Annotated in this window: 20 protein-coding genes; 7 read left to right on the plus strand and 13 right to left on the minus strand. The window is 65.8% G+C overall.

Going from position 1 to position 23305, the window contains the following annotated elements; all coding sequences use genetic code 11:
• Positions 1-20: 20 nt before the first annotated feature.
• The gene (gene mutL, locus C442_RS01770; protein WP_008307327.1) at positions 21-2171 is read right to left on the minus strand and encodes a DNA mismatch repair endonuclease MutL; all 2151 of its coding nucleotides are present in this window, start codon (positions 2169-2171) and stop codon (positions 21-23) included.
• A gap of 134 nt (positions 2172-2305) precedes the next feature.
• On the opposite strand from mutL, the gene C442_RS22000 reads away from it, so the two are divergent.
• On the plus strand, positions 2306-2449 hold the full coding sequence (locus tag C442_RS22000; RefSeq protein WP_004590504.1) for a hypothetical protein: 144 nt from the start codon (positions 2306-2308) through the stop codon (positions 2447-2449).
• Positions 2450-2555: 106 nt separating this feature from the next.
• Positions 2556-3824 carry an HAD family hydrolase gene (locus C442_RS01775; protein ID WP_008307329.1) on the plus strand — a complete coding sequence of 423 codons (1269 nt, stop codon included), beginning with the start codon at positions 2556-2558 and terminating at the stop codon, positions 3822-3824.
• 9 nt (positions 3825-3833) lie between these two features.
• Here the strand turns inward: C442_RS01775 and C442_RS01780 are convergent, their stop codons facing one another.
• Positions 3834-4691, minus strand: a complete 858-nt coding sequence (locus tag C442_RS01780; protein WP_008307330.1) for a hypothetical protein — start codon at positions 4689-4691, stop codon at positions 3834-3836.
• Between the two features lie 223 nt (positions 4692-4914).
• Here C442_RS01780 and C442_RS01785 point away from each other — a divergent pair, with 223 nt between their 5' ends.
• Both C442_RS01785 and C442_RS01790 read left to right on the plus strand, forming a co-directional pair.
• Positions 4915-5421, plus strand: a complete 507-nt coding sequence (locus tag C442_RS01785; protein WP_008307332.1) for a hypothetical protein — start codon at positions 4915-4917, stop codon at positions 5419-5421.
• A 64-nt stretch (positions 5422-5485) separates the two neighbouring features.
• A complete protein-coding gene (locus C442_RS01790; RefSeq protein WP_008307333.1) occupies positions 5486-5686 on the plus strand; it encodes a hypothetical protein in 201 nt (66 codons plus the stop codon).
• Positions 5687-5700: 14 nt separating this feature from the next.
• Here C442_RS01790 and C442_RS01795 read toward each other — a convergent pair whose 3' ends face one another.
• The 9 genes from C442_RS01795 to mutS all read right to left on the minus strand — a co-directional run bounded on the left by C442_RS01795 (position 5701) and on the right by mutS (position 16224).
• Positions 5701-6150, minus strand: coding sequence for a molybdopterin-binding protein (locus tag C442_RS01795; RefSeq protein WP_008307334.1), 450 nt, complete (start codon positions 6148-6150; stop codon positions 5701-5703).
• A gap of 70 nt (positions 6151-6220) precedes the next feature.
• Entirely contained in the window at positions 6221-6532 is a 312-nt protein-coding gene (locus tag C442_RS01800; RefSeq protein ID WP_008307336.1) for a DUF7521 family protein, read from the minus strand.
• Position 6533: 1 nt separating this feature from the next.
• Positions 6534-6905, minus strand: coding sequence for an ArsR/SmtB family transcription factor (locus C442_RS01805; protein ID WP_049942764.1), 372 nt, complete (start codon positions 6903-6905; stop codon positions 6534-6536).
• A 363-nt stretch (positions 6906-7268) separates the two neighbouring features.
• A complete protein-coding gene (locus C442_RS01810) occupies positions 7269-8453 on the minus strand; it encodes a LolA family protein (protein WP_008307338.1) in 1185 nt (394 codons plus the stop codon).
• A 61-nt stretch (positions 8454-8514) separates the two neighbouring features.
• Entirely contained in the window at positions 8515-9321 is an 807-nt protein-coding gene (locus tag C442_RS01815; RefSeq protein ID WP_239642248.1) for a LolA family protein, read from the minus strand.
• Positions 9322-9462: 141 nt separating this feature from the next.
• On the minus strand, positions 9463-10308 hold the full coding sequence (locus C442_RS01820) for an ABC-2 type transporter (protein WP_008307340.1): 846 nt from the start codon (positions 10306-10308) through the stop codon (positions 9463-9465).
• Positions 10309-10327: 19 nt separating this feature from the next.
• Positions 10328-11344 carry an ABC transporter ATP-binding protein gene (locus C442_RS01825; RefSeq protein WP_008307341.1) on the minus strand — a complete coding sequence of 339 codons (1017 nt, stop codon included), beginning with the start codon at positions 11342-11344 and terminating at the stop codon, positions 10328-10330.
• Positions 11345-11443: 99 nt separating this feature from the next.
• Complete coding sequence (locus tag C442_RS01830; RefSeq protein WP_008307343.1) at positions 11444-13384, minus strand: hybrid sensor histidine kinase/response regulator; 1941 nt, start codon at positions 13382-13384, stop codon at positions 11444-11446.
• A gap of 74 nt (positions 13385-13458) precedes the next feature.
• Positions 13459-16224, minus strand: coding sequence for a DNA mismatch repair protein MutS (gene mutS, locus C442_RS01835; protein WP_008307345.1), 2766 nt, complete (start codon positions 16222-16224; stop codon positions 13459-13461).
• Between the two features lie 426 nt (positions 16225-16650).
• Between mutS and C442_RS01840 the strand changes: the two genes are divergently transcribed.
• A complete protein-coding gene (locus tag C442_RS01840; RefSeq protein WP_008307347.1) occupies positions 16651-17043 on the plus strand; it encodes a nuclear transport factor 2 family protein in 393 nt (130 codons plus the stop codon).
• 7 nt (positions 17044-17050) lie between these two features.
• On the opposite strand, the gene C442_RS01845 is transcribed toward C442_RS01840, so the two are convergent.
• Positions 17051-17653 carry a class I SAM-dependent methyltransferase gene (locus C442_RS01845; protein WP_008307349.1) on the minus strand — a complete coding sequence of 201 codons (603 nt, stop codon included), beginning with the start codon at positions 17651-17653 and terminating at the stop codon, positions 17051-17053.
• Positions 17654-17804: 151 nt separating this feature from the next.
• Between C442_RS01845 and C442_RS01850 the strand changes: the two genes are divergently transcribed.
• Positions 17805-21539, plus strand: a complete 3735-nt coding sequence (locus tag C442_RS01850) for a glycoside hydrolase family 97 catalytic domain-containing protein (RefSeq protein WP_008307351.1) — start codon at positions 17805-17807, stop codon at positions 21537-21539.
• Here C442_RS01850 and hisA read toward each other — a convergent pair.
• Entirely contained in the window at positions 21536-22270 is a 735-nt protein-coding gene (gene hisA, locus C442_RS01855) for a 1-(5-phosphoribosyl)-5-[(5-phosphoribosylamino)methylideneamino]imidazole-4-carboxamide isomerase (protein ID WP_008307352.1), read from the minus strand. The genes C442_RS01850 and hisA overlap by 4 nt on opposite strands.
• A gap of 110 nt (positions 22271-22380) precedes the next feature.
• Between hisA and C442_RS01860 the strand changes: the two genes are divergently transcribed.
• Positions 22381-23301 (plus strand): hypothetical protein, encoded by a 921-nt coding sequence (locus tag C442_RS01860; protein WP_008307355.1) that lies wholly within the window; start codon positions 22381-22383, stop codon positions 23299-23301.
• Positions 23302-23305: the final 4 nt, after the last annotated feature.

Here is a 23305-nt window from a genome sequence, read left to right on the forward strand (position 1 = left end):
GTCGGTGCCGCCCTCTCAGGCTATCGCCGCCGACCGCCGTGTCCGGGGTAATCCCGCTCGAACCGGTCTTCCAGTTCCTGCCGGTCGATGTGGATGACCGTCGGTCGTCCGTGGGGACACGCGTAGGGGTTCTCACACTCGTCCAGCGCGGCGAGTAGCTCCCGGACGGAGCCTTCGGTCAGCGATGTGTTCCCGGTCACCGAGGGGTAACACGCCAGGTCGCCGAGCAGTTCGTCGGCCGCCGCTTCGACCGTCGCCGCCGCTTCGTCGTCGCCGGCGACGAACGCGCCCAGTACGTCCCTGACGATATCCGGGCCGGCCGCATCGGCGATGACGCCCGGAAGGGTCCGGACCTCGACGCTGCGTTCACCCGTCCGCGCCGTGTGGAACCCCAGACTCGCCAGCGCGTCGCTGCGCCGGTCGAACACCTCGGCTTCGCGTGCGGTCAGTTCCAGTTCGACAGGGTTAGCAAGTGCCTGCGTCGTCGTTTCGCCCTCGAACTTGGCCTTGAGCCGTTCGTAGTTGACCCGCTCGTCCGCCGCGTGCTGGTCGACCAGCACGAGGCCGTCGTCCGTCTCCGCGACGACGTAGGTGTCGGCTAACTGTCCGAGAATCCGCATCGAGGGCAGCGACTCGTGGGTCGCTTCCGGGTCGTCGCCGAGGCGTGCCTGCTTCTGGCCGCCGGTGAACTTCCGGTCCTCGTGCTCTGTCTCTGTCCGGCCCGACGCGGACGCTTCGGGGCGTTCATCATCGCTATCTCCACTCGAAACGCCACCCCCTGTCTGCCCCGTCCCCGATCCGCCCGATGCATCGTCCGTTGGGCCGGTCGCGGAGGCCCGTTTCGTGTCGTCTGATTGAATGGATTGGGCTGTGTCGGAGGACTGGCGACCCGCTGACTCGGTCTGCGTGCTTTCCGGGCGGTCTGTGGGCTCGGTATCCGGCTCCTGTGCTGTTGCATCAGCGCTTCCCGTTGCGGTGGTATCCGTCCGTCCCGGCGTTGCTGCTTCGTCTCCGGTGTCCCGGCCATCCGGACTCGACCGCTCGTGCTCGCTGTCGCTCGTCCCGTCCGATTCCGGCGTTATCTCGGTCTGCTCGGGTGCTGACCGGCCACGCGGCGCTGTCGAGCGTAGTAGCCCCTCCCGCAACAGCGCGTCCTCGACAGCAGTCCGGACCTGCTCGCGAACGCCCTCGTCATCGGCGAAGCGGACCTCCATTTTTCGGGGATGGACGTTCACGTCCACGTCGCCCGCGGGCACGTCCAGAAAGAGGACGGCGAAGGGGTAGCGATCCGGCGCGATCTGGGTGCCGTAGGCGTCGATAACGGCGTCGCGAACGGTACCGGCCCGGACGTAGCGACCGTTGACGTACGTCGAGAGGTACTCGCGGCCGGCCCGGTTCGTCTCGGGGTGCGAGACGAGGCCGTGGACGCCGTCGAGCGGCCCGTCAGGGAAACTATCACTCTCGTCGCCATCCGCGTTCGCTTCCGAACCCGCTCCGACCGATATCATCGACTCGGCGACTTCCCGGCCGTAGACGGACATCACCGTCTCGCGCAGGTCGTCCTGGCCGGTCGTCGAGAACGTCTCGCGGTCGCCGTGGGTCAACGAGACCGCCACATCCGGGTTAGCCAGCGCGTAACTGGCGACGACGGTGTTGACGTGTGCGAACTCCGTCGACTCCTGTTTGAGGTACTTCCGGCGGGCCGGGACGTTATAAAAGAGGTCCTCGACTGCTATCGTCGTCCCCTCCGGACAGCCGGCGGGGCCGACCGACGTGACGTCGCCGCCTTCGAGGACGAGTTCCGTTCCCACGTCGCCGCCGCGGGGCCTGGTTCGGACCGTCAGCCGTGAGACCGCCCCGATTGCGTGCAGGGCCTCGCCGCGGAAGCCGAGCGTTCCCACGCCGCCCTCCAGGTCCGCGATGTCGCGGATCTTCGACGTCGTGTGTTTCTCGACGGCCGTTTCGACGGCCTCGCGGTCCATCCCGACGCCGTCGTCCGTGACGCGAATCCCGTCGGTTCCGCCGGCTTCGACGACGACCTCGACCCGGGTCGCGTCGGCGTCGATGGCGTTCTCGACCAGTTCCTTGACGACGGAGGCCGGCCGCTCGACCACCTCGCCGGCCGCGATGCGTTCGACGGTCCGGTCGTCGAGTCGCTGGATATCGGTCATACGTGCCTCCGCATGTGATTGCCACCGGCTAACGGGCGAAGCGACTTGATACTGTCTGCCTTCGCCGCGCCTATCAGTCCAGTCATGAAAATAGTTAACACAGAACAGTCCTGACCCTCGCATGGTGACGACCCATGTGCCACCACAGAGAACGCTCCTGGACCGAAGCGACGGCGGACGACGAGGCAACTGACGAGGACGAGGAAGAACTCCCGTCCTTCCTCAACGAGGAGGCGACCGAAACCGAGGTGCTGACCGACGGCGGCGACGAGGCGTAGCAGCGGCCCGCCCCTCGGCAGCGGTGTTGGCAAACCAGCCGTTTTTTGCTGCGAGTACCGTAAACCCGATAGCTAAAGTGCGCCCGCCGTCAGTCGCCACTATCCTGTGGATATCGACATGGAACAATACGACCAACTCTACCGTCTGTATAAGAGCGTAGACACGACGACGCTGCGCGGCTATCAGGAGTTCGTCGACCTGTTTCCCCCGCTCAGCTCGACCGTCGCGCTGGAACAGTGGGAAACCGCCAGTGACCGCCTCGACGCCCTCAAATCCGACATCACTGACGAGTTTCCCGGGACCGGCGAGACCTATGCGGAAATCGCAGCGCGGCTGACCCGCGACGAGGCCTTTACCGCGCTCGACCTCTACTCGAAGTACGACCGGTCGGTGAACGTGCTCGTGCTGGACGTCGACGAGACGCTCCGGTCGGCCGGTGACACCGACAACGAAATCCCCCGCGACACGCTGTATCTCCTGACGCAGTTCCACGAAGCGGGCGTCCCTATCGTCGTCTGTACCGGCCAGACCTTAGAGAACGTCAAGGGGTTCATGATACAGGGGCTTGGTAACGACCTCGTCTCCTCCGGCCAGATGAGCATCGTCTACGAGTCCGGCAACGGCGTGTTCACGCCCAAGCACGGCGAGGAAACCAAGCGACTCCTCTACGAGCGTCTCGACGACGCGGTCGTGGACGTGTTCGAGACCGTCCGCCGGCGGGTCCTCTCGGAGGCCCCCGACGCCGTCGGCAAGCGCTGTCACCTCCAGGGCAACGAGTTCAACGTCACGCTGAAACCCAACGCCGAGGTCGGCAGCGACAACGCCGTCGAAATCATCGACGAGTCGCTGCGGTACCTCTGTGGACTGGTCGGCGACGCCATCGCCGCGCAGGTCGACGCCGAGGTCGCGGACCCAGCGGCGTACGCCCGGGCCTACTTCAGCCGCGACCCGGAGATCCTCGACGTGCTCCAGGCCGGCGGCCTCTCGACCGACGCCGACATCGACGACGCGCCCGAGGCGTTCCGCGACATCCTCGAACGCGTCGACCTGGGCTACTACGAGGGCGACGCGGCCGAACTCGTGAGCCTCGAACTGGACAAGTCCGCCGGCGTCGAGGAGGCCTTCGACGTGCTCGGCATCGACGACCCGTTCGCGCTCGTGATGGGCGACAGCAAGAGCGACCTGCGGGTGATGCGCTGGGTCGACGAGAATGACGCCGGTATCGCTGCTGCTCCCGCCCATTCCTCGCCCGACGTGCTCGACCACGTCAGTTCGAGGGACGACCTGGTGTACGAGGCCGGCGATGCCAGCACGGTTCTGCGGACGATCTACGGTATCAGCCTCGTCGAGCAACTGGACGAGCAGGGCGAGTGAGCCGACGCCCTACGTGTTGACCGCGGCTTTGCCGCTGCGGTGCCGTTCGGGCCACTCGCCAGCCGACGGTGACTGCGGGTCGACATCCGCGACGAACCGCATCGTCGTGATATTGAGTACGAGCCCCAGCAGTCCGCCGCCCACGATCCCCATGGGGAGGCCGACCGCGGGGACGTTGACGACGACAGCGGTCGCCACCGCTGAGACGAGCAAAACGAGTCCCGCGTAGCCGACTGTGTAGGCGAGGTAGGCTCCACCGTCGACAGCCAGTTCGTACGAGCCCCGAGCCGCCGCCAGCAGGCCGGTTTCGCGCAACACGATCAGATACGGCGTGGCCCAGAACAGATATCCGACGGCCAGCAGCAGCGGCACGAGGATGACGATTACCCCGAGAACCGCGCCACCGCCACCGACCCCTCCGACGCCGACTGCGCCCAGCGCGAACGGCACAACGAACAGATACGGCAACACGGTTATCGCGAGAAACGGGAGGAAATAGGTCCGGACGCTGGTAGCGAAGTCGTCGTCGCGGCCGACGAGATGCGCGGCGATAGCGCCAAAGTAGCCCGCGCTCAGGCCGGCCCGCAAGAGGACCGCCAACGGGACGACCACCACGGCGAACGGAAGCGATAGCGGGAGGCCGGCGTTCACCGACACGCCGGTACTGGGCGGGTCAACGAACTGCCAGATGGTCACGACGGACGCGGGGACGCCGAACTTGATACCGAAGTGGACCCCGTCGTAGGTGAGTACTTGCCGGATACTATCCGTCTGCATGACCGCCAGCAGTATCGGGACCAAGATTAACGACATGTGATCGCCCGCTCTCTTCCAGCCATCGGCCAGTCGGACGGTGAACGTCGGCATCAGTTGCGGTCCCGCGCCGGGCTGGAGTGTTCGTTTGGTACTGACCGTGGTCCACGCAGTGCTCCCGGTTCGAGGCGTCGCTGTGCAGCGATTGTGCGATTGGTGGAGGGCATCGGCTCAGATGTCTGCACACGATTTGATATGTGTTCTGGTGGGGCCGCTCTGGCGTCTCGTTCCCCCTTCACTACCCAACAGTTAGGCGTCTCCTCGCCGAATTACAACCATGAGTCTCGATACCGTGTTCGGGCAGGTGCCGGACCCGCAGTCGTACTCCTTCCCGGACTACTCGCTCCCGCAGGGCGACCCCGTCAAACCCATCGCGCTGACCGACGACGAACTGACGGCGTTGCTTGACCTGTACGACGCGTTCAGCGCTGTGGACCCGACGGGCATGGACTCGAACCCGTTCCTGCGGGCGACCAGCGAGTTCCTCCAGCAGACGCTCGGTGCGCCGCTCACACGGCCCGACGAGCAACTGCACGACGATATCGCCGGTCTTCTCAACGACTTTTCGGATGACCTGGGTGGGCAGTCGATGGGTGTCGTCGACGCGACGCCGGCTCATCACCGGACGCTGTACTTCTTTCTGACCAGTTGCAAGGCGTACCACATGGCCCCGCACCTGCAGTTCGACCCCGACCCGGACGCCGTCGAGACGCTGTATGCCGTCTACGAACGCGTCACCGAGCAGGCGTTCTACCTCAAACGGCCCAAGAGCGTGCTGGAGTGACTGTCAGCCTGTGCCCGGCGGACGCTCCGGTCCGTTTATCGGGGAGCGAGGTAAACTGCCGCCAATGACAGCCGACCAGCCCGAGATTCCGGTCGTTTGCGAGGAGTGTGGGACGCGAACGTCGGTCGCCTTCGAGGACGTCGAGGACGCCGTCGCGCGCCACAACGAACAGCTTCACGACGGTGAGCCGGTCGCCGAGGTCGACCCCGATGTGCTGGAAGAACTCGCCGACCGTCTGGCGAAGGACATCGGTCTGCTGGAGTAGTCCGTCGGTCAGCGTCAGTCGTCCAGCGGGAGCCGCTCGTAGGCCTCGCGGTCAGCGCCGGCGGCGAGCGCCCGCGGCCGCAGCCGGCAGACGTTCTTGACCGTCCGCGGGCCAAGGATGTGTGGCGAGACGAACCGCGGTCGTCCCGGCTCGGTTCCGGGGCCGTCGCCCAGCGCGAGCACCGCACCGTTGAGGTCGGCGAGCGGGATACACGCCAGGTCGCCGTTCGCCGATTCGAACTGGACGTGGGTCGTATCGCCGGGCATCGCCGCCGCCTCCAGCAGGTCGAATACGGCGACGCCGGTGTATTCGCGTTCGATCCGGTCGCCGGAGGCACACTCGAACGCGACCGGCCCGCGGACGACATCGAACGGGAGCGTTTCGGGTGCAACGTCCCAGGGGAGCAATATCGGGTCAGCCCCGTCGATGCGGACCGTCGGCCGTCCCTCCGGTGTCTGCGTCATACGTATCCTTTCCGCCTGAGACCCTTCAGCGGTTCGGGACGGCTGTGATTCGCCACACACATTCCGACTCTCACTCCCGGGAGTGGAGCGAGTATGCGATAAAGAGGACGCCGACGAACTGGAAGGCGCGAGTGACGAGCGTCAGCGGTTGCTGGAACTGACTGGAGAGCAGACCCTGACGAAGGAGGACTGAGCCGGCGAACGCGACCACGAAGGCCACCGCCGTGAGGCAGAACAGCCCGACTGAGAGGTACTGCATCGCGCGGCTGTTGTGCCGGCGATACCCCCGGTAGGCCTGGTAGCCGACGTACCCACCCAGTACTGTCGAGCCAAACGCCAGGGCGGTGATGAGCCAGTCCATCAGCGTCTCGATGGCGACCATATCAGAGATTCTCCCACATTTTTGTGAATCGGTCCGCGGTGTCCTGTTCGTCCTGTCCCGGGAACGTCGGCGGTTCGGTCCGCTCGATATCGGTTTCGAAGTCACCGTCAGCAAGCGCCAGCGAGAACTCCGAGAGCGTGGCAGCGAACACGCTGTAGTCGTTGCCGCCCGTTTCTATCTGGGTCTGTTCCTCGATGAGGCCGTACTCCTGAAGCCACTCGACCCGTCTGTACACGGTCGGTTGTGACATCTCACACTGGTCGGCGAGCTGTTTCGCGGACATGGGTTTGACACTCGTTGCTGCGAGGATGTCCCGGGCGTACTCGTCACTGAGCAGGTCGAGGATGTCGCCCACGGCCGGGTCCTCACTCACGTACTGGACCAACGTCCCGTCCCCGAATAAAAGGTCCCGTCAGTTTCCGAGTCAGAAGTCAGCCGCGTCAGAGAAGGGCGCAGTGTCAGCGGAGACCGGCGGGGTCAGGGCACCGCCCTTGGGCGAAGGTGGGGCGAGGTAGGGGACCAGTTCGCGGGCGGCCTGGCCCACATTCCCCCCAGGGTGGCGGCCCTGGGGAACCATAGGGCAGTATGGTGGACAGACAGCGGCTATTGCCGGAGGGCGCTGGTGGCACGGTGTTGTCAGGGCCGCTGCACTCGAATTGAGGAGCGGTTCCATAATATAACGTGCAGTCGAACTTCTGGCCCAGAAAACGGCGGCTTGATATGCCAGCGAGGGTGCTCACTCGCCGCCGGGACAGCCGATTGACTGGCCGACCGTGACGAGTCGGTCCGCGGACACGCCCTCACCGCGAACGGTGTATCGGTAGCGCTCACAGCTCCACGAAACTGAGGTTGTCAGTCCGTAGCTGACCTGTGCCGGTTGCCCGTCGATTGTCACCGCTCCGCTGGCGCTGTCCCTGTTAGCGGGCCGGTCGTATTTGCCGACAGTGATGAGACTGGTCCGGTTCATGTAGCGGAGGCCGACGCTGTGGATCCGCCCCCGCGTCTGCGTCGCATAGATCAGTTCGTACCCCGGCGGGATGTCGGGCTCCGGAACCTGGATCTCGGTGTCGGCTTCGAGCGCACCGACCGACTCGTAGGTCTGTCTTTCGGGCGTCTCTGGGACAGTGACAGTCGTGTTCTCCGGGAAGCTGGGGGAAAACACGGTATCGGACACACCGGTGTCGTAGGTGACGTTCGTGTGCGTCGTCGTTACGACTGTTCGCTCACCGTCGGCTGTCCACGCAGTGCGCTTTCTCACCGGGAAGAACTGCTCTGTGTCCACCCAGACCGTCTGCTCGTAGGCCGCTGTGTCGTCTTTCGGTGCCACATGAATGACGTAGGCGTCACGCCCGTCGATTGATTCAGTACCGCGATAACTGACGCTCATCGAGCCGGCAGAGACGGTCGGCCGCTGCTCGCCGCGGGGAACGACGGGCAGCGGCTCAACCGACGGTGAGTCGGTCGTCGTGTTGGTTGTCGTCTCCATGTTGAGATTCGCAAACAGACGCTGCAGCCGCTCACCCTGGTCTGAATCGGTTCTGCTGAGAGAGATGCGTGTCGCCTTCGCGCGGCGCTGGTCGTACAGCCACAGCATCGACCCGTTCGACACCCGGCGGTCGTATCGCTCGACGGTGCTGTTGACGACCGCCAGCCGTTTCTTCTGGGTCCCCGGCCGGAGCGCGGCGTCGTAGGTCGTCCGGCTCGCAACTGTCCCGTTCCGGGTGATCGTCGTCGTCTGTGTCGCGTTCACGCCGTCTATCGACTGGTAGCGTTGTTGTACGTCCGCGTCGATCTGGGGCTGATCAGCGGTTCCGGTACTCGCGAACGCAAGCGACCAGATCGCAACAGCCAGTACACCAACGACGACGACCGTCGCGACGGTGAGGACCAGTCGTTCCGATGTGAGGTGTCGAGTGGCCATATATCAGGTTACCGGGTGTGGGGAACTGCCCGACTGCGTTCGGTCTGTCTGAACGACAATATTATGTAGCACATAACTGGCAGCGCAGGTAAAACCTCCTATCTGATGGTTCCGGAACGCTGACTGCTGTGTCGTCCGGGAAGTCGGGGGCAAACTCGTCATGGGGAACTCCGGTGTCGTAGGTGACGTTCGCAAACCTTGTCGTCACGACTGTGTGCTTCTCGTCTGCCGTCCAGGCAGTCCGCTGCTTGGCCGGGAAAAACCGCTGTGTGTCGACCCAGACGGTTTGCTCGTATGCTTTTGTCCCGTTTCTCGGCGTCACATGGACGACGTACGCTTCGCGGCCGTCAACCGGCTCCGTGCCCCGGTAGCTGACGGTCATCCCCTCGGTTGAGTTGACCGGCCGTCGCTCGCCTCGAGGGACAACGGGTAGTGGTTCAACTGACCGGGGGTCCGCTGTCGACTCGTCGAGTTTCGTGAAGAGGCGCTGTAGCCGCTCACCTCTGTCGGACTCAGTCTCGGAGAGGGGTATTCGTGTCGCCCTTCCACGACTGTCGTTGTACAGCCACAGCGTCGACCCGTCCGAGATCCGCACGTCATTCGCCTGTGACGTACTGTTGACGAGTACGAGCCGTCTCTTCTGGGTCCCCGGTTGGAGCGTCGCGTCGTAGGTTATTCTGCTCGTAACTGTCCCGTTCTGTGAGACTATCGTCGTCTGGGTCGCGCTGACACCGTCTATCGACTCGTAGCGTTGCTGTACGTCCCTGTCGATCTGGGGTTGGTCGGCGGCGCCGTCACTCGCGAACACGAGCGACCACGTCGCAACAGCCAGCACACCAACGACGACCACTGTCGCAATGGTGGGCACCAGCCGTTCCGATGAGAGATATCGAGTGACCATTTGTGGGGTGCAGGGCAGAGGACCGCCCGACGCTGTGTGCGTAGCCCGAGCGAGAGTGTTACCTATCACATAACCGGCACCTCAAGTAAAACCTCCTGTCTACCGAAGTCAGTAGTCGCCGAGTACGCCGAGTCGTCTGGCCCGACGGGTCGTGTACTGGAACACGACGTACCCCAGCAGGACGTAGCCGGCCGGAACGCCGACGAGGAGTCCCAGGTCGATGGCCGAGAACTGCCAGAGTCGGGTCCCGTCGACCATCGCCCGCTGGAGGAGCGCGCTCCCGTGGGCCAGCGGCAGCACCCGCGTCCAGCCGAGTTCGAACACGGGCGCGGAGATGAGGATAATGAACCCGAACTGGAGCAGATTGAGCCAGTTCCCGATGCGCTTGTACAACACCGCGACGCCGCCGGCAGCGAATCCCAGACCAAGCACCGAGGCGATGGTCAGCGACGCGACGACGACGACGGTAAGGACGTTCAACTGGAGCGTCGTCCCTGTGATCGCCAGCATCACCGCCAGCACCACCGTCGAGGTAATGAACGTCCGGACGACTTTCGCGATACCCTTGCAGAACGCGACCGGCGCGAAGCCAAACGGCGTCATGACGTGCCGTTCGAGCGTGCCCCACTGGGCCTCGCTTCCGATGTCGTTCGAGATGGACTGGTACGCGCCGACGGAAAGCGACCACAGGAAGTAGCCGACGATGATGCCCTCGATGGAGTCGGTTATCGCCTTCCCGGCCAGCATCCGGCCGCCGTAGAACAGCAGACCGAAGAAAAACACCGAGATGACGATGCCGCCGACGGCGTTGGCCGGATAGCGGACGAAGATGAGGTACTCACGGTACAGCACCGCCCGCGCGAGGTCGAGATAGCCCGCCTGCATGGCGGCTCTGACAGCCTGGGCACTGGTCTCATCACTGTCCTCTGTGCGCGTGTCGGCGCTCGCAGTCATCGTCTCGGCTCCGCCTCTCTCATCGTTTCTGCCCCGTGATTTCGACGAACACGTCCTCCAGATCCGGTTCGACTGTGCCGACAGCGGCAAGCGTCACGTCGTGGTCGCGACACAGCGCAAGCAGGCGGTAGAACCCGTCGCTGTCGGTCGCTACCTCGACGCGCCGGCCCCGCTCGACGCTCGTCACGTCGGCCACCTCGAAGCGCTCCCGGACCGTCGCAAGCAGGTCGTCGGTGATGTCGGGACTGGTGACGGCGAACGCGTTCGCGGTGAACTGGTCGAGGACGGCCGCCACGTTGTCGTCGGCGATGATCTCCCCTTCGTTCATGATGATGACTCGGTCGCAGACGTCCTCGATGACGTCCATGTCGTGGCTGCTGACGACGGCCGTGAGGTCGCGCTCGTCGACGATGCGGCGCAGTTCCCGACGCAGCGTCAGCGAGCTTTCCACGTCGAGTCCAAGCGTCGGCTCGTCGAGAAACACCAGATCGGACTCGCTGGCCAGCACACTCGCCAGCGACACCTTCTGTTTCATTCCGCGGGAGAGGTCCCGGACCGGCTCGTCGGCCTTCTCCAGGAGGTCGAGTTTCGCCAGCAGCCGCTCGTGACGGTCGGCGACGGCATCCGGCTTGACGCCCTTGATGGTCGAGAAATAGCGCAGGTTCTCCCGGACGGTCAGCCGCCAGTAGTCGTTTCGCGCCCCTTCGAGCATCCCGTCGACGTGGCGGTAGGCCGCCCGCGGGTTCTCGCTCATGTCGATGCCCTGGACCCGAACCCGTCCGGAATCAGGCAACACCAGCCCGAGAATCGATTTTATCGTCGTCGTCTTGCCCGCACCGTTGGGTCCCAGCAGGCCGACGACCGTCCCCTGCTCGATGCGAAACGACACGTCGTCGACGGCCGTCACCGCGTCCGCACCGCTGCCGAACTGCTTTGACAACCCCTCGACGGCGAGTGCGGGCGTCGCTCCGTCCCTCGGCGCAGTCGACTGCTCGGCGGTCCGCGAGCCCCGCCGGGGAGGGCGCTGGGATGACATTACCCATACTGAGGGCTTCAGAACCAAAAGGCCAGTCACGTCCCGCAGTGGGCCTGCCGCAGATGTCGCTGGCCCACACTCGGCGACTGGTCTGCCTGCTCAGGCAGGTTCGAGCCCCGTTACCTCGAACCGCGCGCCGCCGGCCTCGCTCTCGGTGGCTGTGACCGTCCACCCGTGGACCTCGGCGATCCGCTTGACGATTTTGAGCCCGAACCCGGTCCCGTTCTCGCCGGTCGAGTAGCCCCCCTCGAACACCTGTTCGCGGTCCTCCGATGGAATGCCCGGCCCGTCGTCGGCGACGTAGAAACCGTGCCGATCCGTGTCTTCGACTGTCCCGACCCGCACAGTTAGCTTCTCCTCGTCGTGTTCCGCGGTGCGGTCGGACGGTGGCTGAGCGCGCGTGGATCCGTGTTCCACGCTGTTCCGGAGGAGGTTCGACACCAGCCGACGGAGTTTCGCCGTATCAGCCCGAATCTGACGGTCGGTCTCGACGACGAGCGTCGCCCGGTCCCCCTCGACGGTCTGCCAGCACTCCTCGACGATGTTCGCGAGCGTGACGGATTCGAGGTCGGTCGCCGTTTCGCCGGCGCGTGCGAAGGTGAGGAGGTCGTCTATCAGCGCTCGCATTCGCTCGTGGGCACGCGACACCTCGTCGAGATAGTCGCTGTCGCGTTCTGTTCTGGCCAGTTCCAGATTCCCCTCCGCGACTGTCAGCGGGTTTCGGAGGTCGTGGCTGACGATACTGGTGAACTCGTCGAGGCGCTCGTTCTTCCGTTCCAGTCGCCGTTCGTACGCCCTGCGCTGGGAGATGTCCCGCCCGATACCCACGGTCCCGGCGACCGCTCCATCAGCGTCTGTCAACCGGGTGCCGGCAAACTCGTACGGAATCCGCTCTCCATCGGCAGTCAGAATCTCGGCTTCGAGAGTTACTCGGCCGGTGGTTCGCGTCTCGTCTATCGCTGCTTCGACTGCCCCGTGCTCGTCATCGGGGAAGAAGTCAGCGACCGCCATCTCGCCGATTTCGTCGTCGCTGTATCCCGTGACTTCGGGGATGCGCTCGTTCCACCGCCGAAGGCTGCCGTCCGTGCCGATGACGTAGAACAGGTCGTCGAGCGTATCCAGCGCCTGGTCGATGAACTCGCGTTCCTCGCGGAGCTGGCGATCACGGTCGAGACGGTTAAGCGCCGCCGTCGCGTGGACCGAGAGCGTCCGTGCGAGTGTGACGTCCGTGTCGTCGAACGCACTGACCTCGCTCGACCCGATGAGGAGGACGCCGTGGTCCCCGAGCGGAAGGATGAGCTCGCTGCGGATGTCCGTCTCCGGATTGTACCGGTCCGGGCTCGACGTGATATCGTCGTGGACCCGGGCCTCGCCGGTTTCGAAAGCCTGCCACGCGAGCGCTTCTCCGGCCTCGAACACCGGGGGCGTGCCGATGAGCGCCTCGACCTGTTCGGTCCAGGCGACTGGATACAGGCTGTCGCCGTCAGCGAAGTGGACGCCGTTGGCCGGCATATTGAGGATGGTTCTGGCGGTGTCCACTGTGACTTGGGCAACCGCATCCTCAGTCGTGGCTCGCATGAACGCCCTGGCGGTGGAGTGTAGCTCCTCGATAGCGCGCTCGCGTCGCGTGTTCTGTGCGTGTTCGATGTTGTCGGCTGTCCGTTCGACGGCGTCGACGACGGTGTGTGCGAGCCGTGCGTACGGCTCGGCGCCGCCGTCGACCCGGAGATACTCGGTGACACCGGCGGAAATCGCGTTGCTGGCGGCTGCTTCGCTCCCCTCGCTGGTGAACAGGATGAACGGCAGGTCCGGCGCTCGCTTGCGGACCGCGTCGAGGAACTCGACGCCGGTCTGCTCCGGCAGGTCGTAACCGGCAACGACACAGTCGAACGCGTCGCTGTTGAGCCGTTCGATGCCGTCGGCAACGCTCGTCGCTGTCTCGACCGTGATGCCACAGTGCTCCTGTTCCAGAGCGCTCGTGGCCGCTTCGACGACAGCCGGGTCGTCGTCGACGTGGAGAACGCGGATCCGGTCGGTCATTGCCTTCTAGCAGTGACAACTCCCCTATACCCTTTCGGGCGTGAGTATCTCCGCTGAAAATCGGGTGGCGTCCGCTACTCGTCGTCCAGTTCGGCCTGCCACTCCTGTACCTTCGCCATCAGCTCGACCGGCGGCGTCTCGTTGACATCTAGTTCGGTCAGCTCCGAGAGAACGGTCTCCGTCTCAGGGTCGAGGGACGCTGCCGCCTCGTCGCCGTCAGGGGCCTCGGCCGCGGCCTCCCCGGTCGCGTGTTCGGGGTCACCGTCGGTCGCGACCGGCTCAGCCGTCGAACCGGCTGATGTGTTCGCCGACTGAGCCGTGCCGTCCCTGAACTGCCCCGAATCCAGGTCGAACACGGCCTGCGTCGTCCCGCCGTCGTCCCGCTCGCTGCCCCGAATCTCGATAGCTTTGTCGTCGCGCAAGCGGTCGAGCACCTCCTGTGAGCGACCGACGACCGGCTCGGGGACGCCGGCGAGGTCGGCGACGTGGACGCCGTAGGAGCGGTCGGTCGGGCCGTCCCGGACCGTTCGGAGGAACGTCACGTCGCCGTCCCCCTCCGCGGAGCGGGGCTCGCCGTCGACCGCGACGTGGACGTTCTCGACGGCCGGTAGCTCCTCGCCCAGCGCCGTCAGTTCGTGGTAGTGGGTCGCAAACAGCGTCTTCGACTGGATGGAGTTGACGATGTACTCCGTCGCCGCCCAGGCGATAGAGATGCCGTCGAAGGTAGCCGTCCCGCGGCCGACCTCGTCCAGAATCACCAGCGACTCGTCGGTGGCCGAGTGGAGGATGTTCGACAGTTCCTGCATCTCGACCATGAACGTCGAGCGGCCCTGCGCCAGTTCGTCCAGCGCGCCGACGCGGGTGAAGATGCCGTCCACGAGGCCGACCGTCGCCGACCGCGCCGGCACGAAACTGCCCACCTGGGCAAGCAGCGTGATGAGCGCCGCCTGACGCATGTACGTCGACTTCCCGCTCATGTTCGGCCCGGTGACGATGAGGAACTGCCGGTCGTCGTCCATGTAGAGGTCGTTCGGGACGAACTCCGTGGTCTGCTCGACGACCGGGTGGCGGCCGGCCTCGATAGAGAGTTCGTTGCCCTCGACGACCGCCGGCCGGGTCCAGTCGTTCTCGACGGCGTGGACCGCGAGCGACGCGAACGCGTCCAGTTCCGCGAGTGCCCGGCCCACGTCCTGCAACAGCGTCGCGCGCTCGGCCACCCGCCCTCGGAGTGTCTGGAACCGCTCGTACTCCATGTCGTGGCGGCGCTCCTCCAAGCGCAGCACGTCCCGCTCTTTCTCGTCGAGTTCGGATGTCGTGTACCGCTTCGAGTTTTTCAGCGTCTTGATGTGCTGGTACTCCTCGGGGACGGCGTCGGTCTCGCTCTTGCCGACCTGGATGTAGTAGCCGTCGGTCTTGTTCCGGTCGACCGAGAGGTGGGTGATGCCGGTCCGCTCCTTCTCGCGGTCCGGCAGCGTCTCCAGCCACTCCAGCGCGGCCTCGTGCTCGTCGATGATTTCGTCGAGGTCGTCGTCGAATCCCCGTTTGAACAGCCCACCCTGTCGGACCGTCCCCGGCGGGTCCGCGACCAGTGCACTGTCGAGTTCCGCGGCCAGCGCGTCGGCCGCCTCGCGGTCAGCGCCGTCGAGAGCGTCGGCAAGCGGCGACTCGGCCAGCCGCTCGGTCTCGGTGACGGCGTCGGCGACCTGCCCCAACAGTGCCAGCGTCTCCTCGACCGCTCGCAGGTCCCGCGCGTCCGCACTCCCGGAGGTGGCCCGGGCGGCCAGCCGTTCGAGGTCGTAGGCGTCCGACAGCGTCTCTCGAATCCGCTCGCGGGCCATCGCCGCCTCCGACAGCGCCGCCACGCAGGACTGCCGACGCCGGAGTTCGGCCCGGTTGCGCCGGGGTCGCTGGAGCCACTGCTGGAGCAGTCGCCCGCCGGCGGCCGTGACGGTGTGGTCGATGGTGTCGAACAGCGACCCCGAACTGTCGCCCTGCATGGTCTCGGTGAGTTCGAGGTTGCGCTGTGTGGTCGCGTCGAGGTCGACGTGGTCGCGCTCGCCGTACGCTTGCAGGCGCGTGACCGCCGCCAGCGTTCCGACGCCGGTGTCCTCGACGTAGGACAGCACCGCACCGGCGGCCTGTACCGCCACGTCCTGGTCGCCGATGCCGACGCTGTCGACCGTCTCGCCCCCGAACTGCTCGCGGACGGTGTGGCTCGCCCGTCCCGGCTCGAACGATGCTGAGTCGTGCAGCGTCAGCGCCGCGCCCGTCCGCTCGCGCAGGCGGTCCAGGAACTCGTCGTCGTTCCGCAACTCCGGTCCGGGAAGAATCTCCGCCGGTGCGAACGTGTACAGCTCCGTCAGCGCCTCGCCCGCGTCGGCGTCGTCCAGTTGCGTGACCTGGAACTGGCCCGTGGTCACGTCCGTCGCGGCGATGCCGTAGGTGTCACCGCCGTCCCGGCTGGTCTCTCGGACGACTGCGGCGAGGTACTGCGCCGACTCGTCGCCGGTCTCCAGATGCGTCCCGGGCGTAACTACCCGCGTTATTTCGCGGGCGTGGCCGTTCTCGGTCTCGTGCTGGTCGGCGATGGCGACCCGGTAGCCCCGCTCGACCAGCGCAGAGACGTACGGCGTCAGGTCGTCGACCGGCACCCCCGCCATCGGGTACGACGAGCCATGGGAGGACTTCTGGCTCACCTTCAGGTCGAGTTCGTCGGCGACGATCTCGGCGTCCTCGGCGAAGAACTCGTAGAAGTCGCCACACTGCATCGCCAGCAGGTCCGCGTCGGTCCCCTCCTTGAGCGTGAGGAACTCCCCGACGATTCCCGTCGCCTCTGTCATACACGTCCGTGTGGCCGTCCGCGGCGTAAGGATTGCGGGTCCGGTGTGTACTGGTGCTAAAACACTAACTGGTGTTTCCAACAGCCAGAAAGCCCCCTCACGGACGACTCGTCTGACTCGGTGCGCGCCTCGTCAACTCCCGTCGGTCGTTCCTGCGGTGCTACTGTCGCCAGACTCGTCCTCCGCTCACGGGTCACTACGTTCCCCGTTCACGCAATGGGAGGGCTCACTGCGTTCGCCCTCACAGCGCTCGGCCCCTTTCAGCCCCACCCAGCCTGGATTGTTTAAGCGGCTACAAGTGAGACTTTCCGGCTCTCTCTCTGTATCGCTGCTGTTGATATTCAGATGACTGTAACCCCACCCCGACGAATCTATGGGTAATCACCAGGTGTGTCAGTGAAGTGGCTGGCCGCTGTACGAAGGTGTATGAACCCCAGAGAGACCATCGCGGCCTACTACGCGGCACTTCGGGCCGGCGAGCCGCTCGGCCCCTTCTTTGCCGACGACGCGGACCGGTCGGTCGTCAAGTTCGGCATCTCCGAACAGCTGGTCGGGACTGACGCCACCACGACAGGCCTACAGGAGCAGACCGAGACGACGAGAGACTGGACCGTCGAGAGCCGTGCGCTCCGAGTGACCGAACGCGAGGGCTACGCGTGGTTCAGCGACGCCGTCGACCTGTGCTGGCTCGACACCGAGGCCGGAGTCCGCCACGAGTACGACACGCGCTGGAGCGGGACGCTGGAAGCCACCGGTGGGGCACGCGAGTGGCAGTTCGTCGGGATGCACGTCAGCACGGCCGACGACTTGGGGGAGTAGGCGGTCGCTAATCGCCGTCGAGCGTGGCGAAGACGAACTCGCTATCGCTCCCGAGGGGGTCCGTCGCGGTGACCGTCTCCGTCTCGCTGAAGCCGGCGTCGGCCAACTGGTCGAGGGTCGTTCGCCGACCCGGTGCTGAGAAGAACATCGACCCGCCCATCCAGCCGCGCCGGACGGTTTCGAACTGGCCGCTCGGCAGCGTCATCAACACAGTGCCGCCCGGCCGGAGGACGCGGGCGAACTCCCGGTAGACTTCCGGGTGCTGGTCTCGCTGGACGTGAAAGACGGCGTGGTAGGCCGTGACGGCGTCCACGCCGTCGGTCGCAATCGGGAGCGCCGTCATATCCCCCTGAACGAGACGGCTGTCCGGCACCGTCTCGGCGGCGAGGTCCAGGCCCACACGCGAGAAATCGAGCCCAACGCTGTTCGACGGAAGATTCGCAAGCGTTCGCGCGCCGTCGCCACAGCCCACGTCGAGGACTGTCGGCGTTTCGGGGAGCCGTTCGAGCAGGTCGTCGAGCAGGGCTGCGTCCGACCCGCTCGGGTCGCGCCGTTCGGCGTAGGTCTCAGAGACGCTGTCCCATGCGCGACGCACCTCGTTGCGGTCCATATCTACATTATGGGTGCGAGCCGGATAGGCGTTCAGCCACCCCTCATTTCGGCTGCAACGCGATATTCCGATGGTGTTCACTGCCTCACTGACCAACTGGTACGTAATTCTAGGTGAACTTTTATTATTGACCCGTGGCAGGAACGACTCGATGTTTGAAGAAAGATCACAGCCTAAATCAAAACCGAGCCGAAGACAGTTCCTCGGTGGGATTGGTTCACTCCTCGCCGCGTCGGCGTTCTCGGTCTCCGTCTCCGACGACGCTGCCGCACAGGTGACAGCGGGCGACGACTCGGCCACACGGACTGTCTCGTCGCCCGACGGGACAGTCACACTCACTGTCGATGTCAGCGACGGTGTGCCAACATACGAGGTTGCACACGACGGGACGACGCTCATTGGGGCGTCGGAACTGGGCTTCGAGTTCCGGAATCAGGATGCCTTCGCCGCTGGCCTGACAGTCACCGGGAGCGAGCGGACCGAGGTCGACACCAGCTGGACGCCGGTCTGGGACCGTTACGACGAAATCACCGAGCGGTACACGGAACTCCGGCTGGGGGTCGCGGAGTCGGCCGGGGCGGAGCGGTTCGGGACGCTCGTCTTCCGGGTGTTCGACGACGGCGTCGGCTTCCGATTCATCTTCGGGGAGCCCTTCGGCGACCAGTTCGTCGTCACATCCGAGCGGACCGAGTACAATTTCGCCGGGGACTACACCTCGTGGTGGATTCCCAACGACTACAACAACTTCGAGGTGGAGTACGAGGAGACGCCGCTGAGCGAGGTGGCCGGCGAACTCGACGGCACTGGCTTCGACGGCGTCCACACGCCGATGACGATGCGAACCGACGACGGCCGTCACCTCGCCGTCCACGAGGCCGACCTCACGGACTACGCCTCGCTCGCGCTCACACCGTCGGACGCCGGTGACACGACCTTCCAATCGACGCTCGCGCCGCTGCCCGACGGGACCAAGGTGTCGGCGTCGGCCCCGCACGTCACCCCATGGCGAACAGTTCAGGTGGGGACCAGCGCCGGCGACCTCGTCGAGTCGAATCTGGTGGTGAACCTCAACGAAGACTACGACGAGGAGGTGTTCACGCAGGGCGTCGACTGGATAGAGCCCCAGAAGTTCATCGGCGTCTGGTGGCTGATGATAACCGGCCGCGCCGACTGGGAGTACACCGGGGAGACCTCCGGCAACCACGGCGCACAGACCGGCCGCGCCACGCAGTACATCGACTTCGCCAGCGAGCACGACATCCCCGGTGTCCTCGTCGAGGGCTGGAACGAAGGCTGGTCGAGCTATCCGGGCGATGGCAGTGGATTCGATTTCTCGACACCGTATCCGGACTTCGACCTGGCGGAAGTGACCGACTACGGTGCGAGCCTCGATCCGCCGACCCAGATGACGATGCACAACGAGACCGCCGGGGACTTCAAAAACTACGAGTCCCAGCTCGACGAGGCGTTCTCGCTGTACGACGACCTCGGCATCCGGACTATTAAAAACGGCTACGTCTCAGACAGCGGCGACCTCGCGGGGGAGGGGTTCAACCACCACAACCAGATACTCGTCAACCACCACACGCTGGTCGCCGAGACGGCGGCGGCCAACCGCCAGATGCTCGACGTCCATGAGCCGATTCACCCGACCGGCCGCCGACGGACGTACCCGAACTTGATGACCCGCGAGGGCGTCAAAGGCCAGGAGTACGACTCCTTCGGCGACGTGAGCCCCGAACACCACGTCACCTTCCCGTTCACGCGGATGCTGGGCGGGCCGGTCGAGTACACGCCGGGCATCTTCGACATGGACTCGGGGTCGGGCGGCATCGAGACCACCCGCGCCAAGCAACTGGCGATGTACCCGACGTACTTCAGCGGCCTCCAGATGGCCGCCGACCTACCCAGTTCCTATCTGGCCGACCAGCCGTCGACGGCCGCCGTCGGCGAGGTCGCCCAGGCCGAGTGGGGCGACATCGAGGGCTTCTCGACGGCCGCCCGCTGGGCCAACGCCCAGGGCGAGCAGTACGTCGCCATCGACCCCAACAGCGCCGCGCCCGGTGCGACCGTCTCCTGGGCTGTCGAAGGTGCGAGCGAGGGCGAGTATGAGGTTCATTTCCGGTACGCCAGCGACGCCGAGGAGAACGCCGTTTCGCCGGACACCGACCGCACCGCGACGGTGCTGGTCGACGGCAGCGAGGCCGGCCAGCTAACGTTCCCGCCCACCGAGTACTGGGACGTCTGGGAGACCGTCTCGACGACCGTCTCGCTGTCGGGCGACGAGGACGAACTCGCCCTCTCGCTGACCGCCGAGGACACCGGCGGCTTCAACCTCGACTCGATGGCGGTCACCGCATCCGGCGAATCGATGCCCGAACCCGAGACGCCGCCCATCCGCGGCGAGACCGTCGAGGCGTTCCAGTTCATCGAGGACGTTCCGGCCGCAGGCTGGGACGACACACGCGTCCTCGACGCCGAGATCGGCGATTACATGGTCACTGTACGGCAGAAAGGCGAGGAATGGTATCTCGGCGCGATGACCGACGAGGGCGGCCGCGCCGTCGACGTACCCCTGGAGTTCCTCTCGCCTGCCTCGGACAGCAACGGACAGGGGCCGGGGAACGACAACGGCGAGAAGAACGGGACGAACGAAGCCGGCGGCAACGGCAGGAAGAACGGCACGGGCAACGGTAACGGCCCCAGCGGCCCGAAGTACGTCGCCGAAATCTACGCCGACGGCATCGACGCGGCCTACGACGAGAACCTGACCGACGTTCGCGTCGACGAGGCAATCGTCACTCCGGGGACGACCCTGCTCGCGTCGATGGTCGGCAGCGGTGGGACGGCCGTCCGCTTCCGACGCGCGACGGGGCAGGAAATCAACGATCTGCCGGCGTACGAGCGGCCAGCACAGGACTTCGACGTCACCATCGGCGACGAGGTGTTCATCCAGGAGCCGTTCATTCGGGCCACCGGGCGCAACGACGGGGCGTTCATCGGCGGGACCACGGTGACGCTCCGCGTCGGCGGCGAGACTGTCAGGACAGAGAACGTCCGCTTCCCGCCCAACACAGGCGACGCCACCTACGAGTTCGGCTACAGCATCGACGCGGCTGGCGAGTACGAGGTGACGGTCACGCTCCCGGACGGGACGACGCTGGCAAGCGGAACGGTGACGGTCAAGCCGCCCGCGACGGTGGCCGAACTCGCCGACCCGTCCGGCGACGACACCGGCCCCGGCGAGTACACCTACCCGACCAGCGACGACTTCGAGTCGGGCGCGTTCGATCTGGAGTCGCTGACTGTCGAGCAGACGCCGAGCCTCCACCGCTTCACCTTCGAGGTGGCGAGCCTCTACAACGCCTTCGGCAGCAGTCGCGGCTTCTCGCCGCAGTGGTTCGTCCTCTGGCTCCGAGACCCGAGCGCCGACAGCGGGTCGACGACCAGCCTCGACGACCTCGGCGCGACCGTCGACTTCGAGGCCCCGTGGCAGTACCGCATCGAAATCAGCGGCTTCTCCAAGAGCGCGGTCGACGCCAGCGGTGCGGCGCTGACCGACGACGACGGGGAGGCGGTCTCACTCGGTGAGGCCGTCGACGTAGATGCGGGGACGGTCACGCTCTCCCTCGACAGAGAAGCCGTCGGCGGCGCGGACGCGGCGGACCTCGAAGTCGTCGCGATGGTGCAGTCGGAGGACCGCGGGTCGCTACGGCCCGTTGCCGAAGAAGCCGAGGCTTACGTCTTCGGCGGCGCGAAGCCGGATGCGGTCGAGAACGCCCCGCGAATCATGGACCTGACGACGCCCGAGGGAGTGAGCCAGTCCGACGCGCTGGCCTACAGCGCCGACTCGCGGGCGACGCTGCCGTTCGTCCCGCTCGATTAATCCTCGGCGAGCGCGTCGATCGCCGCGTCGAGCGTGAACTGCCCCTCGTAGAGCGCGCTGCCGACGACGACGGCGGCGGCCCCGGCCGACCGTAGCGATAGCACGTCGTCGATGGTCGCCACGCCGCCGCTTGCGATAACCGGGATGTCGACGCTGTCGACCAGCCGGCGGACCGGATCGGTCCGAACCCCTTCGAGCTGCCCTTCTACGTCCACGTCGGTAAAGAGGATGCCGCCGGCCCCGAGGTCGGCGTACCGCTCGGCGGCTTCCGCGGGGTCCAGACCGGTCCCTTCGGTCCACCCGGAGACGACCACCTCGCCGTCCTTCGCGTCGAGGCTCACGAGCACACTGCCGGGGTGTTCGTCGCTGATTTCGCGGACGATCTCCGGCGTCTCGACGGCCGCCGTGCCGAGGATGACGCGGTCAAGCCCGCGGTCGAGCAGTGAGATGGCGTCCTCGGCGGTCCGGATGCCGCCGCCGAGTTGCACGCCCACGTCGTCACCCACCGCGTCGAGGACGGCGTCGATGGCCGCCGCGTTCTGTCGCTCGCCCTCGAACGCGCCGTCGAGGTCGACGAGATGAAGCGTCCGCGCGCCGGCGTCGACCCACCGCTGAGCGGCCTCGACCGGATCGCCGTAGGTCTTTTCGGTGCCGCGTTCGCCGCCGACCAGCTGGACCACCTGTCCGTCCTGCATGTCGACTGCGGGGACGACCTCGAATTCGGGGAACATGGCCGGTGGTCCGGCGGCGGCCGTCGAAAGCGTGTCGGTCCGATACGTGCGGACGGCCGTCTCCCTCCAGTGACCCGCATCCTTTTAAGCCGTGATAGGGAAGGTTCGCCATGGTTACTGCCACACTCGTCCTCACACCGCTTGCCCGTCGGCTCGAAGCAATCATGTTCGGGCGGTACGAGCGCGAGTACCGGCTGTTCGAACAGGCCGTACTGGTCACCGCCGTCGGCCTGGCGCTGGCCTGGGGTTTGGCTTCCTTCGGTGTCCTGCCGCTGGGTGCCGGCACGACGTCGGTGCTCGCGACTGCCGCGAGCGTCGCCATCTCGGCATTCGTCGTCGTCGGCTTGCTACAGTTCCTCGTCCTCGCGAACGTCCTCGAACGGACGAACGAGGACGTCGCCACGAAGGCCGCTGAACTCGAAGAGGCCGCCGAGCAACTGGAAACGACAGCCGAGGAGCTAGAGACGACCGCCGACGAGGTCGAAAACGCCGCCGAGACGGTCGACGAGGCTGCCGAAGATGTCGAACAGACCGCGGACGAAGTCGAGCAGACGGCCGGCGAGGTCGAGCAGACAGCGGACGAAGTGGAGGAGACCGTCGACGAGGTCGAGCAGACAGCCGACGAAGTCGAGCGGACGGCCGACGAAGTCGAACAGACTGCGACCGAGACCGGCGACGAGGACGCCGCCGAGAAGGTGACCGAAGTCAAGGACAAGACGACGGAGGTCAAGGACAAGACGACTGAAGTGAAAGACAAGACGACACAGGTCAAGGACAAGGCGACGGACGCGAAAGACCGGACGACAGAAGTGAAAGACAAGACCACCGAGGTCAAAGACAAGACCAGCGACGCGAAGCAGACAGCCGAATCGGTCACTGACGAGGTTGAAGCGGCCAAGGAAACGGCAAGCGAAGTCGAGGAGACCGCGGCGGCGGTCGAGGAGACGATGCCGGCTGACGACGAGCACCTCGCGGAGGAGGGTGGCAAGTCCGACACCGACGAGGGTAGCTCGGACGAGCGGTCGTCGTAGCGGC

Source organism: Haloarcula amylolytica JCM 13557 (assembly GCF_000336615.1).
GTDB classification, from domain to species: Archaea; Halobacteriota; Halobacteria; order Halobacteriales; family Haloarculaceae; genus Haloarcula; species Haloarcula amylolytica.